This is a genomic window from Hymenobacter rubripertinctus (assembly GCF_003583925.1).
In the GTDB taxonomy this organism is placed as follows: Bacteria; Bacteroidota; Bacteroidia; order Cytophagales; family Hymenobacteraceae; genus Hymenobacter; species Hymenobacter rubripertinctus.
Window position 1 is genome coordinate 173,725 of sequence record NZ_QYCN01000003.1, and the last position, 14,288, is coordinate 188,012.

Sequence of the window (14,288 nt, forward strand, 5' to 3'; positions counted from 1 at the left end):
GAAGTAACAGGCGAGGGAAGCGGGTGCGTTTAGAAGGGTAGCTCAACCGTGACGGTGGTGCCCTGGCCGGCCGGTGAGCTGATGACGACCAGGCCCCGCAGGTAGCCCACCCGGGCCTGAATGCTGCGCAGGCCCAGGCCGCCCCGGCCCCCGGGCGGACTGGACAAATCGAACCCCTGCCCGTCGTCCTGAACGCACAGGCGCAGGCCGGCCGCCTGGTGGCGCACGTCTACCCGGATTGATTGGGCCTGGGCGTGGCGGAGGGCATTGTGCAGCAGCTCTGCCACAATGCGGTAGGCGGTAGCCTGCACGGCGAGCGGGAAACCCGTCGCCGAGGGGTCGCAGTGCCAGCTTATCAGGGGGCCTTCATCGGCCAGGTTCAGCGTGTCGGCCAGCAGGCCAATGGCGGCTGGCAGCGGCAGTTGCTCCCCGGGCGGCGGCAGCAGGGCCTGGCTGAGCGTGCGCACATCGTGGCGCAGCTGGCGCAGCAGCGTTTCGGTGTAGTGGTGGGCATCGTGGAGAACGGCCGGGGCCTCGCTTAGCGCGTGCTGCACTTGCCGGCCCTGCCAGGCCAGGTGCAGGGCCGTCAGGCCGGGGGCCAGCGCGTCGTGCAGCTCGCGGGCCAGGGCTTCGCGCTCCTCGTCCTGGGCGGCAATCAGGCGCTGGCCGGCCGTGGCGCTCTCGTGCAGGTGGCGCAGGCGCAGGGCGGTCGTCTGGCGCAACGATTGGCGGAAACGGCCGATCAGCAGCGCGCTCAGGCCCATCAGCTCCAGAGCCAGGCCCCAGGCCAGGGCGTTGGGGTTGGCCAGATGAATATTGCTCAGGCCCGAGCGGTTGAGCAGAAAGTTGATGGAGCCGTAGCAAAAGATGGCGTAGGTGAGGCTGTAATAGCCCGCCAGCCGGCGCTGGGGCGCGCGCCCCCGGCTGCCAACCACAACCAGCAGCAGCACGGAGCCCAGCAGCAGCGCAATAGTCAGGAACTCGCGAACTCCGTTGAGCCACGGCAGCAGCTGACTATGGGCCGGCAGCAGGGTGTAGCCAATGCCGTAGAGCAGGGCGTAGCCGGCCGCCCCGTTGCTAAGCGCCCGGCTCAGCCGGTGCAGGCGGGGCCAGCCCTGGCGCAGCCGGATAAACAGGGCCAGCACCCGCAACTCGCAGGCCAGGGCCAGCATCAGCAGCGTGTACTGGCCCAGCATCCAGCCCAGCGAGTGCAGGGCCGGGGGCAGCAGCACGGCTTCCAGGCCGTCCTCCATCAGCAGAAACCAGGTGCTCAGCAGCACGTAGGCCCCGTACCAGAGGTAAATCCGGTCGCGCAGAAACACGAACAAAATCAGGCTGAACAGGGTGCTGCCCACGTACAGGCCCAGCAGCCAGGCCCAGTTCTTGGTGGTGAAATACGTGGATTCGTACTGGAGAAAATCCTCGGCCGTCGTGATGTCGGTGGGCAGGTAGAGGGCGCCGGTGCGGTTGTCCACGCGCAGGTACAATACGGCCCGCGCCCGCGCGTCCAGCCAGAAGGGCAGGCTCAGGATCCGGCTGGGCACAGGGCGGTTTTCGGCCGTATCCCAGCCACTGGCTCGGGCCAGGCCCCGGGGGGGCGGCAAGGCTCCGCCGGCTCCCGGCCAGGTGCCGAACAGGGCCACGCTGTCTACGCCGGTGTAAATGCTCCAGACGAAGCGGGTGCGCTGGGGCAGGGTATTGACGACCACGGCCCGTAGCCAGAGACGGTCGTGGGTGAAGCCGGCCTGGAACACGCGGCCGGCCGGTAGGGGCCGGAACCGGCCCAGCTGCCACAGCCGGGCGGCCCGCGCCCCGGTGGCGGGCTGGGTGGTGGAGTCGAAGCAGTAGGCCAGGTAGGGGTGGAACGGCCCATCGTTGGAGGCGAGCAGCCGCAACGTATCGGGGCGCGCGGCCCGGGCCGCGCGCCCCGGCAGCATCAGGGTCAGGATCAGGAAAATCAGCAGGTAGCGCATCGGCAGGCCCCAACCTGAACAACCCGGTACGGCCGCTGGAGCTGGCTTGCAAGTAACAAGCCGGGCGGCCCGGTAACAATACCCGGAACTAGGTAGATGGAGCGCCCGCAATATGGCAGGAAATTACAGCTATGCTCCCGCGCTGCCCGCGCCCGCACCCCCTGCTGGTTACGCAACCAGCAGGGGGCAGCGCCGTCAGCAGAAGCGGCCGGCTCCGGCCAGTCAACAACGGCTCCGGCCGGAGCCGGAAGGCGCGCTACCCGGCCAGCGCGCTCAGGGTAGCCGCGTGCAGCGTATGCGTGCCCGGGAAACGAATCAGCTCGGCCCGCACGCCCAGCCGCCGCAAAAACTCCTGCTGCTGGACCAGGGCGGCATCGGTAACGAACATGTCGTTGGTCCCGCAGACGAGCGTAACGGGCAACCCGCGCAGCAGCAGAGAAGCAACGGAGAACTCCATATCGGGCGGAAAAGCGCCGGCCCAGAGGATGAGCCGGGCCGGCCGGAAGCAGGCGCGGGCCAGCCAGCGGCTGACCGTAGCTGCGCCCTGCGAGAAGCCCAGTACCGTGACGGCCGCGTTGGGGGCGGCCCGGGGCAGCAGGGTGGCGGCCAACTGGTTGAGGTAGGCCACGTAGTCGTCGATTTCGGCCAGGCGGTCTTCCTTGGTCATCCAGGTGGCCCCCACCCGGCCCCCGGTGCCCTGCAAATAGAACCGCGACAGGCCCTCGGGCGCAATAACGACCAGCCCGGGGTCGTGGTCGGTGAGGTGGGCGAAGTGGCGGATGAAGTAGGCGGCCAGCTGCCCGTAGCCGTGGGCCACGAACCACACCCGGCGGGTGGCGGCCGACAACTCGCCCAGCTGCGAGTAGCGCGCCGTGCGCGCTACGGCTATCTGATGCTCCATGCGGTGAGGTGGTGAACTAGTGAGGTGGTGAGGTGGTGAACTAGTGAGTCTGATGTTGCAGGACCCTGCCGGCGCTGCCCGCGCCATGAGGACCGTTGCTCGTTAAACTCACCACCTCACTAGTTCACCGCCTCATTCTGGGGCAGGTCGTTGGCGCTGAAGCCGAAGGGCAGCAGGTCGGAGAGAGAGCGGAAGCGGTAGATGGAGCCCTCGGGACCCGGCAGCAGCAGCGGAATGGCTTGCTGCTGGCGATGCTCGTACTCGGCCATCACCTGGCGGCAGGCCCCGCAGGGCGTTACGGCCACAAACTCGCCATGGGCGGGGCGGGCCGCAATGGCCATGCCCAGGATGCGGCGCTCGGGCTGCGAGGCGGCCAGGCCGAACAGGGCCGTGCGCTCGGCGCACAGGCCGGAGGGGAAGGCCGCATTTTCCTGGTTGGTGCCCCGGAAATAGGTGCCATCATCGAGCAGGAGCACTGCGCCCACGTGGAAGTGGGAGTAGGGCGCGTAGGCGTGGTCGGTGGCGGCGCGGGCAGCCTGCCAGGTGGCTGCCTCAGTGGGCGAAAGGTCAGCTTCGGCGGCCACCACGTCAACGGTGATGGTCAGGTGAAGGGGATGGGCCATGAAGGGCAAAGAACGACCCGGCACCGGCAAGCGGCCCCGGGAGAGTGAAAAGGGGCGGTGAATGTACAAATTTATTGTTGAACTGGTGGCTGGGGGAGGCAACCGTCATGTTGAGCCCATCGCCCATCAAGCAAGGACGAAGGATATTCTCACGTCAGCCCGAACCGTTAGTTCCCTCGTTCCAGCCTGATAGACTCCTTCGCGCTGCGCAGGATGAGAGTTGCTTCCCCCAGCCACCCACTCAGCCACCCATCCATTCCTTAACTTGCCGGCCCACCCACTTCCTTCCTATGTCCCGGATTCTGCTGCTGGGGGCGGGCCGCTCGGCCTCCTCCCTGATTCAATACCTGCTCCGCCACGCCCCCGCCGAAGGCTGGTTTCTGACGGTGGCCGACGTGCAGCCGGCCCACCTGGCCCCCGTGCTGGCCGCCCACTCCGACTACGCCCGCGCCGTGCCCTTCGACGTGCACGATGAGGCCCGGCTGGAGGAGCTGGTGGCCCAGGCCGACGTGGTGGTTTCGATGCTGCCGGCCTTGTTTCATGCCACCGTGGCCCGGGCCTGCGTGCGCCACGGCCGCCACCTGGCCACGGCCAGCTACGTGAGCGAGGAAATCCGGACCCTGGACGCCGAGGCCCAGGCCGCGGGCGTAACCCTGCTCATGGAATCGGGCCTCGATCCGGGCCTCGACCATATGTCGGCCATGCGCGTGATTGCCGATATCCGCCGGCGCGGCGGCCGGGTCACGTCGTTCAAATCCTACTGCGGCGGGCTGCTGGCCCCCGATTCGGAGCAGGACAACCCCTGGCGCTACAAGTTCACCTGGAACCCGCGCAACGTGGTGCTGGCGGGCCAGGGCACGGCCAAATTCCTGGAAAACGGCTGCCTGCGCTTCATCCCGTACCAGCAGCTGTTCGCCCGCACCGAAACGCTGGTGGTGCCCGGCTTCGGCGAGTTTGAGGGCTACGCCAACCGCGACTCGCTCAGCTACCGCGCCCCCTACGGCCTGGAGGAAATTCCCACCATCCTGCGCGGCACGCTGCGCCGGCCGGGCTACTGCGCCGGCTGGCACGCCCTGGTTCGGCTGGGCCTCACCGACGATGCCGTGCAGCTTAACAACCCCATCGGCCTCCCCTGGGCCGAGCTGGTGGAAGCCTACCTGCCCCAGCCCACTACGCCCGGCCAACCCCTGGCCCGGCGCGTGGCCGAGCACCTCCACCTGGCCCCCGATTCGCCCGAAATGCAGCGCCTGAGCTGGCTGGGTTTGTTTGGCGAGACGCCGGTGGGGCTGGCCAACGCCACGCCCGCCCAGCTGCTGGAGCGCCGGCTCACCGAAAAATGGGTCCTGCAACCCCACGACCACGACATGATTGTGATGCAGCACCAGTTCGAGTACGAGCTGGCCGGCCAGCCCCACGCGGCCACCTCCTCGCTGGTGGTGCTGGGCGATGATGCCGTGCACACGGCCATGGCCAAAACTGTGGGCCTGCCGCTGGGCATCAGCGTGCGCCGCCTGCTGCGGGGCGAGCTCACGCGGCGCGGCGTCGTCATCCCGACGTTGCCCGAGGTGTACGAGCCGGTGTTGGACGAGCTGGCCGCCGACTACGGCATTGCCTTCGTGGAAGAAGACGCGCCGGTAGTGGCCGGGTAGCTGGGGCACGTTGCGGCTGGCCGGCGTGAGCGGCCGAAGGTCCTCCGTTTCGATGGCGTGGACCAGGAACTGGCTCCTGCCCAGGGACAACGAAGAATCGGAAACCGCCGAATGACGTACCGTCGCAGTTTGTGGAGAATTATTGAATTCGGAGAAAATACTCCACATCATCCGCGAAAAGCTTGTGGAGTATTTCAAAATTTGTTCGGAATACTCCACATCCAAGAAAGGTTGCGGGACGGCACAACCGACCGGCCCAGTAAGCCGGCGCCGGGGCTGGCTGGCCGGGCAGCGTCAGGTTGCGGCCTAAGCGGTGGTGCGCCCCAACCCGCCATAAAGCGGACTTTCTAAACAGCTTCAACAGCATGAAACACTACCTGCGGTTACGGCTGCGGCTGCTGGCGCGGCAGGTGCGGGAGCTGGGCTGGGCGCGGCTGCTGGCGCTGGGGGCCTTGCTGGTGCTGGTACTGGGCAAGGGCCTGGTAACGGCCGCCACCCGGCCTGGCCTGGCCTGGGTGGTGCCCGGGGCAGTGGGCCTGCTGGTGCTGAGCCACCACCGCCGCCGGTCCGATCTGGCCTTTCTGCACCTGACCACCCCGGAGTTCCGGGGCTGGCTGGCGGCGGAATATGCCCTGGCCGGTCTGCTGCCGGCCCTGGTCGTGCTGGGTCTGGGCCAGCCGGGGCCGGCCCTGCTCACGGTGGTGGGGGCCGCCGCCGCTGCCCTGGTGCCGGCCGCGGCCGCCCCGGTAAGCAAAAGGCGGCGGCCCGGTTTGTTTCGGAGCGTGGCCTTTGAGTGGGTGAGTGCGGGCCGCCGCCCCGGGCTGGGGCTGGCCTGGCTGGGCCTGCTGGCGGCGGCCGGGGCCACGCGGGAGGGCAGCACCGGCCCGGCCCTGGCGGTGGTGGGCTGGCTGCTGCCCGCCCTGGGCCGCCCCGGCCCCTGGCTGCGCGGCCGCGTTGGGTGGGCGCTGCTGTATTTCGGCCTGACGGTGGCCCCGCTGGCGGCCGTGCTGGCCGGGGGCATGGCCGGGGCCGGGGGAGCGGCCGCGCTGCTGCTCTGGTGCGCCCTGGTCCTGACGATGGTGGTGCTGGCCAAGTACGCGTTCTACCCCCACGCCACGCTCGGCCGGCTCACCCAGGCCGGGGCCGTGGGGGTGGGCCTGAGCATTCTGGGCAGCAACCCCGCCTATCTGGCCCTGCTGCTGGCCTGCTTTCTGGGGCTGCTGGTGAAGAGCCGGCGCCGGCTGGCCCAGTACCGGCCGGAATAATTGCGGGGCTCGTTGCTGGGGCAGCCCGGTTCCGAAAAGCGGAAAGCGAGGGACACGTTATAAGGAACAGAATATGCTGATAATCGAAGGCTTAGGCAAACGTTTCGGGGCGCACACGGTACTGCACCACATCGACCTGGAGCTGCGGCCCGGCAGCCTGCACGGACTGGTGGGGGCCAACGGGGCGGGCAAAACCACACTGCTGCACTGCCTCTACGGCCTGCACACTGATTATGCGGGTACGGTGCGCGAAACTGGCGGCCGGCCCATCCGGGAGTGTACCGGCCTGCTGCCCTACGAGCCCTATTTCTATCCCCGCATCACGGGCCGCGAGTACGTGCAGTTCTGTCTCCAGGCCCGGGGCCGGCCGGTGCCCGACCTGCGCGGCTGGAACGAGCTGCTGGAACTGCCCCTGGATCAGTACGCCGAGCAGTATTCGGCCGGGATGCAGAAGAAGCTGGCGCTGCTGGCCTTATTGGTGCAGGATTTTCGCTACCTCATCCTCGATGAGCCTTTCAACGGCCTCGACCTGAGTGCCAACCTGCTGCTGATGGAAATGCTGCGCCGCCTGCGCCGGCAGGGCACCGGCCTCCTGCTCACGTCCCACCTGCTGGGCTCGCTCACGGAGCTCTGCGACGAAATCACGGTGCTGGCCGACGGACGGGTGCTGCGCCACTACCCCGCCACCGACTTTGCCCGCCTGCCCACCGACTTACTGGGCCACCTCCACGAGCAGAAGCTGAGCCGCCTGGAGCTACTGCTCCCCCCGCGCCCACCAGCACGAGTAGTCAACGGCAGAAAAATGCGCGTCATTCCGAACGCAGGCGGAGCCGGAGCCGAGGAATTGCGCTAGCTGACCTTGTGCCAGCTAGCCCTAACAGAGGGTTTACTAGTGCCCGCGAGATTCCTCGGCTCCGGCTCCGCCTCCGTTCGGAATGACGCGTTTATTGTTTACAGGGCCAGGTAGAATGGTCCCAGCCGCTCCCGAAACCAGGCGGAGTAGGCGTCGGAGTCGGATGCGTAAAGGGAGTGGGCAGTTTCGGTTACCGGCCCGCCGGCCCGCCCGAAAGCCGTAATGTGGCGCAGAGGCTTGCTGGTGGCGCGGTGATGCAGCACGAGCCGGGTGAGCGGGAACAGGCCCGCGCGGGCCGCTTCTTGCTCAAACTCCCGCATTTCGGGGGGCGGCAGCAGCACGGTGAGGCGGCCGGCATTCGTCAGCAAATCGGCCGCGAACCGGGCCAGCTCCGCGAAGCTGAGCGTGTCGGGGGCCGCGTGGCGGGCCTGGGTGCGCCGGGCATCGGGGGAGCGGAGGGCGTTCCGGAAAAAGGGCGGGTTGCAGAGAATATGGTCGAAGGGCCGGGGCGCGGTAGCGGCCAGCGCCGCCAGCGCGCCGGCGTGCAGCGTGAGCCGGCCGGCCCAGGGGCTAGCCCCGAAGTTGGCCGCCGCCTGGGCGGCCGCAGCTTCATCCAGCTCCACGGCCTCGATGCGGGCTGCGGGGTTGCGCTGGGCCGCCATCAAAGCCAGCAGCCCGGTACCGGCCCCGATGTCGAGGATTCGGTCCGCGTCTTCCACCGCCGCCAGTGCACCCAGCACGCAGGCATCGGTGCACACCTTCATGGCGCACCCGGCCTGCTCAATGCGAAACTGCTTGAACTGGAAGTAGGAGTTAGCCAAGAGACGGTTGAGAAGAACGAATCAGCTTGTTAAGAGGCTCCTCTACGAGCTTATAGAGGGCAATAGAGAGGATAACTAATACAATAAATATAAGTAATGACCCGGTTAATGTCTCCTCATCAAAATAAGGACTGAACAGGCCGTGGATATGGCCCATATGTATCAGATAAAATGCGTAGGAGCTGCGGCCCAGCAAGGAGAAAAGCTGGGAATTTAAGACGGTTGAAAATAATGTTTTCTCCCGTATCAAACCGATGATTACTAGCGAGATGAAAATAGGTAGATAAATATTGTTTACAAGCATTCCTAGGGGATGGTGAGTGCCGAATGATTCCCCGTATATGTATTTTATTCTGAATAGAAAATATATTCCGAGGCTAAAAAAGGCAACTCCGATGTATGTAAACCAGGCAATTCGGGTGCTTGGAGGTATTTTCTTTAGCAGAATTGCCGCGCCAATGCCCATGAAGAATTCGGTAAATCTGCCGAAAAAGGTATAGGAAACCAATAGCTGGATGTTTTCAAAAAACGGAATACCTAGGCGTTGGCACAAATGCATGATCAGAAGGCCAATAGCCGGCAAAGCAATGAGGAAAAAAAACCAGACAGCTATCCGGGCTCTGGAGGCATACTTTAATGCGGCAAAAAAGAAGAGGGCAAACAGATAGAAGCATTCTTCGACGGTAAGTGACCAGCTTTGTTGAATGCCCGTGCCCAAATACTGCCACGAAAATCCCTTGAGAAAGCTGATATTCAAAAAATATTCATAAAACACTTTTGAACTGGTATCTGATGATAAGTAATAAATGTATATGCAAGTTGTTATGATAAAATATAGGGGATATACGCGCGCAAATCTGTTTATTAGGTATTTTTTGACATAGGTGAAACGCAGGTTAGCAGTATCTAAATAGCGAGTTGCAATCAGAAAGCCGCTGAGCGTGAAAAATATAGTTACTCCCACGTGCAGTTCTTTGCATATATCTTCCAGTAATATGCTATTGAATAATAGCATACCAGGATTATAGTGGTGCAGGTATACCATAAAAGCTGCAATGGCCCGCAAGCCCGTAAGGGCACCATAGTAAGATTTCATCAGGATGTAATAGGAAATAATGAAATTATTTCTTCGGCTGTTTGGTCTCAAGTAGCTCGTACCCCTCATCGATGAGCAACGGGCCGCGGGTGGCGCTGAATACGGCCAGCTGGTCGCACCGCTCGTTTTCGGGGTGGCCGTTGTGGCCGCGCACCCAGCGGAACTGCACCGTGCGCTGCTGGTACACCCTGATGAAGCGTCGCCACAGGTCCTCGTTGGCCTTCTTGCCGAAATCGGCCTTCTTGGCCCAGCCAAACACCCACTTCTTCTCCACCGAGTCCACCACGTAGCGCGAGTCGGTGACGACGGTAATGGGCAGCTCGGGGCGGTTGACGGATTCCAGACCCACAATCACGGCCAGCAGCTCCATGCGGTTGTTGGTGGTGAGGCGGAAACCCTGGGTCAGCTCTTTCTCGTGGGGGCCGAAGCGCAGCAGCGCCCCGTAGCCGCCCGGCCCGGGGTTGCCCCGCGAAGAGCCGTCGGTGAACAGGTAAATCAAATTTTTGAGCGGTTAATTTAGTTGCTGCCGGCTGTTGGCTTTCATGCGTAAAGAAAGCCCGTGTGCTGCCAGCAGCAGGCAGGAAAGAAGGCTGCAAGGTACGGCCGCTATTGGTCGGATGCACAGTGGAAACGAAACCCCGCGGCGGTTTTCTCCGCTCTTCCCCGGGAAGGCCGCCGCGGCCGCGCCAGAAACAATTGGAGCGTCAGCGCGGCGCTGTCAGCTAAGCGGGGGCGGCGGCCAGCCCAAAAATCAGTCCCCGCTGTCTTTGAGGAGCTGGCGGCGGTAGTTGGCCAGGATGGTGGATTTGAGCAGAAAGCCCAAGTAGCGGTCTTCCAGATCGAGGACGGGCAGGGCCCAGGCCCCCAGCTGCTCCATGCAGCGCAGCGTGTCGAGCAGCGTGTCGTCGGGGCGCACGATGGCCAGGGGCTCGGCCATCAGGTCGCGGACGCGGGTGGTGGTGTAGTGCTCGTCGTCGAAGAGGGCGTCGCGCACCGTGTCCAGGCTCACGATGCCGTGCAGGTAGCCCTTGGCATCGACCACCGGAAACAGGTTGCGGGAAGCGTGGCGGAAGGTGTTCACCAGCTCGCCCAGGGTGTCGTCGGGGCCAACGGGCAGAAAATCGGTCTGGAGCAGGGTGCGCACATCAAGGCGGGCCAGCAGGCTCCGGTCGCGGTCGTGGTTGATGTACACGCCCTTCTGCACCAGCTTGCGCGTGTACACCGAGTAGGGCTCGAAGTAGCGCGTAATCAGGTAGGAGCCCGACGTGACCACCATCAGGGGCACGAACAAGGCGTAGCCGCCCGTAATTTCGGCAATCAAAAAAATGCCCGTGAGCGGGGCGTGCACCACCCCGGCCAGGGTGCCGGCCATGCCCAGCACGATAAAGTGCACTTCGGAAATGGGGTAGAGGCCGCTCAGGTTGATGAGGCGGGCGAAGATAAAGCCGCACAGCGCCCCCGCAAACAGGGAGGAGCCGAACATGCCCCCGTTGCCGCCCGAGCCGATGGTGATGGTGGTGGCCACCACCTTGAGCAGCATACTGCCCCCGGCCACTACCAGCACCAGCCAGGCACTCTGGTCGCTGAACACGTCGAAGAGCGAGCCGCTGGTGAGCTGCTCGGAGTGGCCGCCCAGCAGCAGCTGCACAATGTTGTAGCCCTCGCCATAAAGCGGCGGAAACAGGAACACCAGGCCGCCCAGGGCCAGCCCGCCCAGCACTACCTTGCGGAAGGAGCCGGTGAGGTGGGCGAAATACTGATCGGCCCAGAAGTACACCCGGATCATGTACACCGAGAGCAGGGCCGTGAACACGGCCAGCATCAGGTAGAGCGGCACGGCATCGACGGGCCAGCTGGTGGTGATGAGCACGAAGGGCTGGCCCGCGTACAGGGCTTTGGATACCACGGTGGCCGTGGCCGAGGAAATGAGCAGGGGCACGAAAAACGCGGCCGACAGCTCCGAGAGAATAACTTCGACGGCGAACAGCACCCCCGCAATGGGGGAGTTGAAGATGGCCGCAATGCCGGCCGCCGCCCCGCAGCCCGTGAGCAGGCGCCGCTCCCGCCGCCCGATGCGCAGCACCCGGGCCGTGTTGGAGCCAATGGCCGAGCCCGTGACCGAAATGGGGGCCTCCAGACCCGCCGAGCCGCCGAACGTGACCGTGAGAAACGACGAAACCAGCTGGGAAAACAGCTTGCTGCGCGGCACAATGCTGCCCTGGCGGGCGATGTTGTAAATGATGGGGCCGATGCCCCGCCCCAGGTTGCCGGCCAGGAAATAGCGCGTAAACAGCACCGTGAGGGCAATGCCGATGATGGGGTAGAAGGAGCTGGTGAACACCTGGTACTGGGTCGGCACCCAGGCGTTGAGCAGGTGCTGGGAGTCGTGGACTAGGGTTTTGAGCAGCACCGCCGCCAGGCCCGCCAGCACGCCCACCAGCACGCTCACCAGAATCAGGTACACCCGGTCGCTGAGGTGACGCACGCGCCATAAGAGCAGCGGCAGCAGCAGCCGGTGGATGGTATTTTGAGGCATAGGCGCGCGGTGGAGGGACAGCAGCCCGGCAATGAAGCCGCAACCTAACGAAAAGCGCGGTCGGATGACAGTGGTTGGTGATTGGTGGTTGGCAAAAGCCCTGTCATCCGACGCGCTACCCCACCAGAGCCGGCACGCCCAGGCCGGCGCCGAGCAGCTCCTGCTTCACCTGCTGCATGAGCCGGCTCTTGAACTGAAGCACGCCCCGGCGGTAATCCTCGGCGTCGCCCCAGAAATAGACCCGCAGGTCGGCGGTGGTGGCGGTGGCTTTTTCCAGGTTCACGTAGGGCGTGCGCAGGCCTTGCTGCACCTCGGGCACCGTGCTCAGATAGCGCAGGATGATACTGGTGGCCAGGTCCGGGGTCGTATCGGGGCCGACTTCCACGGTCAGCAGGAAATCCATGCGCAGGTCGCCGTCGCGGGTGAAGTTGATGAGTGGCTCCTTGAGCACCATGGAATTGGGCAGGAAGATGTGCTTGCCGTCGAAGGTGCGCATGAGGGTGGTGCGCAGGTTCAGGGCCACCACGTGGCCCACCAAGTCCTTGATCTGAACCGTGTCATCAATGTGAAACGGCCGGTTGAAGGCCAGCATCACGCCGGCCAGGAAGTTCTCGGCAATATCCTTGAAGGCGAAGCCCACAATAAAGGCCGATACGCCCGCCGCGCCCACCAGGCTGCCCACGATGCCCGAAAAGCCCAGCACGTTCAGGGCCACCAGCAGCGCAATCAGGCCCAGCACCCACTGGCTGATGCGAGTCAGGAAATCGGCCAGCAGCGGGTCGGCGGAGCGGCGGTGCAGGCGGCGGCCCAGCAGGCGGCTGAGGTGGTTGGCAATGCCCAGCCCCACGGCCAGCAGCACCAGGGCCAGCACCAGTTTGGGCAACACAAACAGCAACTGCTGCCAGTAAGCAGTCAGCACGCGGTGTAAATCGGCAATCATGGAGGGCAGTAGTTAAAGGTAAGGCGGAGTCTGCGGCGTTTTTCCGCCCGCAACCGCGCCGGGCCAGGTCAGGCCCAGGGGCCAACGCAAAGCCCCGTCGGCGAACTGCCAGCGGGGCCAGAAGGAGGGCTATACGCGAAACCAGACGCCTGGGGTTGGGTTCAGGTCCTGGCCGGGCGGTTCAGCCAGCGCCAGAAAAGCAGGCCGCCCAGGGCGTAGGCCCCCACGTCGAGCCAGTCGGCGGTGGCGCGGGCATCGAAACGGGGCAGCAGGCCTTCGAACCAAACGGCAACGACTAGCCAGGCGCTGAAAATCCAGGAAGCCGGCAGCACGAAGGCCGGCTGGCGGAAGTAGAGCCGCCGCAGCGCCCACAATGCCAGCGTGAGCAGCAGGGGCAGGGTCAGCAGGTCGGTCAGGTGGTGGCGCACCAGCTCCGGCAGCGGCGGCCAGTGCACGGACCGTGCCCCCGCGTGCCGGTACAGCGCCAGCCCCCCGTAGGTGGCCGCGCCGAGCAGGAAAAGCGGGTGGCGCAGCTCGGCCGGCAAACGCCTCATGCGGCCACCACCGTCACGAGCCAGACCAGAAAGGCTATGATGGCGGCAAACGCCAGCTGCCCACCCCGGATGAGGTGCTTGAAAAACCGCGTTGCCGGGCCGTCGTCGGGCTTTATTTCGATGAGTAGCACGGGGGCCAGGGGCGCATCGGCCTGCTGCTGGCGCTGCTGGTCGCTGGCGGCCCGGCGGACTTCCAGCACCTGCCCGCAGTGTTGGCACCGGTCGGTGGGGCGCTGCTCCCACTCGGTCCAGAGGCCGCAGTGCGGGCACTTTTTAGTGGCGGCGAAGGGGGTGTCGGAATCAGGCATGGGCATGTAATGTGAAAAATGTGATGGAATATGGTGGGATGTGAAGGAACGTCATGCTGAGCGAAGGCGGAGCCGGAGTCGAAGCATCTCTACCGCTTCGTTGTAACGCTATTGACTAGTCAGAGGTAGAGATGCTTCGACTGCGCTCAGCATGACGTTTCTTCACATTCCTCACATTCCACCATAGTTCTCCCATTAGAAAAATTACAGCTCCATAATGTCTTCGTTCCAGAGCTCGGGCTCTTCTTCGATGAAGCTTTCCATCATGCGCACGCACTCGTCGAGGTCGAGAATTTCGACTTCCACGCCGTGGCTTTCCAGGAAGGCTTTCGACTCGCCGAAGGTGCGGGCCTCACCCACCACGACTTTCGGGATTTTGAACTGCACGATGGTGCCGGCGCACATAAAGCAGGGCATCAGGGTGGTGTAGAGCACGGTGTCGCGGTAGGTGCGCTGGCGGCCGGCGTTCATCAGGGCGTCCATTTCGCCGTGCTTGATGGCGTTGCCCTCCTGCACGCGCTTGTTGCGGCCGCGGCTCACGAGCTTGCCGTCGCGCACGAGCACCGAGCCGATCGGAATACCGCCTTCCTGGCGGCCCTGGCGCGCCTCATCAATGGCGGCCTGCATGAATTCGTCCATAGTATTCGGGGGGGAAAGAAGTTGAAAAATTGAGAAGTTAGCAGACCTGTCATTCCGACGAAGGAGGAATCTGGGTCAATCTGCCGGGCAAAGTTGCGAATGATTTACCCCAGATTCCTCCTTCGTCGGA

At 64.5% G+C, this 14,288-nt stretch carries 14 protein-coding genes; 3 read left to right on the forward strand and 11 right to left on the reverse strand.

Features of this window, described 5'->3' with window-relative positions; translation table 11 throughout:
- Positions 1-29 precede the first annotated feature (29 nt).
- From D0T11_RS02945 to cdd, 3 genes are all read right to left on the reverse strand, one after another.
- On the reverse strand, positions 30-1,973 hold the full coding sequence (locus D0T11_RS02945; RefSeq protein WP_119654293.1) for a sensor histidine kinase: 1,944 nt from the start codon (positions 1,971-1,973) through the stop codon (positions 30-32).
- Positions 1,974-2,229: 256 nt separating this feature from the next.
- Positions 2,230-2,874, reverse strand: a complete 645-nt coding sequence (locus D0T11_RS02950) for an alpha/beta hydrolase (RefSeq protein ID WP_119654294.1) — start codon at positions 2,872-2,874, stop codon at positions 2,230-2,232.
- 119 nt (positions 2,875-2,993) lie between these two features.
- The gene (cdd, locus tag D0T11_RS02955) at positions 2,994-3,497 is read right to left on the reverse strand and encodes a cytidine deaminase (RefSeq protein ID WP_119654295.1); all 504 of its coding nucleotides are present in this window, start codon (positions 3,495-3,497) and stop codon (positions 2,994-2,996) included.
- Between the two features lie 290 nt (positions 3,498-3,787).
- Between cdd and D0T11_RS02960 the strand changes: the two genes are divergently transcribed.
- The 3 genes from D0T11_RS02960 to D0T11_RS02970 all read left to right on the forward strand — a co-directional run bounded on the left by D0T11_RS02960 (position 3,788) and on the right by D0T11_RS02970 (position 7,264).
- The gene (locus D0T11_RS02960; protein ID WP_119654296.1) at positions 3,788-5,146 is read left to right on the forward strand and encodes a saccharopine dehydrogenase C-terminal domain-containing protein; all 1,359 of its coding nucleotides are present in this window, start codon (positions 3,788-3,790) and stop codon (positions 5,144-5,146) included.
- 365 nt (positions 5,147-5,511) lie between these two features.
- Positions 5,512-6,411, forward strand: a complete 900-nt coding sequence (locus D0T11_RS02965) for a hypothetical protein (protein ID WP_119654297.1) — start codon at positions 5,512-5,514, stop codon at positions 6,409-6,411.
- Between the two features lie 73 nt (positions 6,412-6,484).
- Complete coding sequence (locus D0T11_RS02970) at positions 6,485-7,264, forward strand: ATP-binding cassette domain-containing protein (RefSeq protein ID WP_119654298.1); 780 nt, start codon at positions 6,485-6,487, stop codon at positions 7,262-7,264.
- Positions 7,265-7,362: 98 nt separating this feature from the next.
- Here the strand turns inward: D0T11_RS02970 and D0T11_RS02975 are convergent, their stop codons facing one another.
- The 8 genes from D0T11_RS02975 to D0T11_RS03010 all read right to left on the reverse strand — a co-directional run bounded on the left by D0T11_RS02975 (position 7,363) and on the right by D0T11_RS03010 (position 14,158).
- A complete protein-coding gene (locus tag D0T11_RS02975; RefSeq protein ID WP_245990584.1) occupies positions 7,363-8,085 on the reverse strand; it encodes a tRNA1(Val) (adenine(37)-N6)-methyltransferase in 723 nt (240 codons plus the stop codon).
- Complete coding sequence (locus D0T11_RS02980) at positions 8,078-9,181, reverse strand: acyltransferase family protein (RefSeq protein WP_182888217.1); 1,104 nt, start codon at positions 9,179-9,181, stop codon at positions 8,078-8,080. The genes D0T11_RS02975 and D0T11_RS02980 overlap by 8 nt, the downstream gene beginning before the upstream one ends.
- Positions 9,182-9,206: 25 nt before the next feature.
- The gene (gene rnhA / locus D0T11_RS02985) at positions 9,207-9,680 is read right to left on the reverse strand and encodes a ribonuclease HI (protein WP_119654300.1); all 474 of its coding nucleotides are present in this window, start codon (positions 9,678-9,680) and stop codon (positions 9,207-9,209) included.
- A 252-nt stretch (positions 9,681-9,932) separates the two neighbouring features.
- Positions 9,933-11,717: a chloride channel protein gene (locus tag D0T11_RS02990; protein ID WP_119654301.1), complete on the reverse strand. Its 1,785-nt coding sequence runs from the start codon at positions 11,715-11,717 to the stop codon at positions 9,933-9,935.
- A gap of 115 nt (positions 11,718-11,832) precedes the next feature.
- Positions 11,833-12,657, reverse strand: coding sequence for a mechanosensitive ion channel family protein (locus D0T11_RS02995; RefSeq protein WP_119654302.1), 825 nt, complete (start codon positions 12,655-12,657; stop codon positions 11,833-11,835).
- Between the two features lie 161 nt (positions 12,658-12,818).
- Complete coding sequence (locus tag D0T11_RS03000; protein WP_119654303.1) at positions 12,819-13,211, reverse strand: hypothetical protein; 393 nt, start codon at positions 13,209-13,211, stop codon at positions 12,819-12,821.
- Positions 13,208-13,519 (reverse strand): hypothetical protein, encoded by a 312-nt coding sequence (locus D0T11_RS03005; RefSeq protein ID WP_147374497.1) that lies wholly within the window; start codon positions 13,517-13,519, stop codon positions 13,208-13,210. The genes D0T11_RS03000 and D0T11_RS03005 overlap by 4 nt, the downstream gene beginning before the upstream one ends.
- A 204-nt stretch (positions 13,520-13,723) precedes the next feature.
- Complete coding sequence (locus tag D0T11_RS03010; RefSeq protein WP_092737426.1) at positions 13,724-14,158, reverse strand: nucleoside deaminase; 435 nt, start codon at positions 14,156-14,158, stop codon at positions 13,724-13,726.
- Positions 14,159-14,288: the final 130 nt, after the last annotated feature.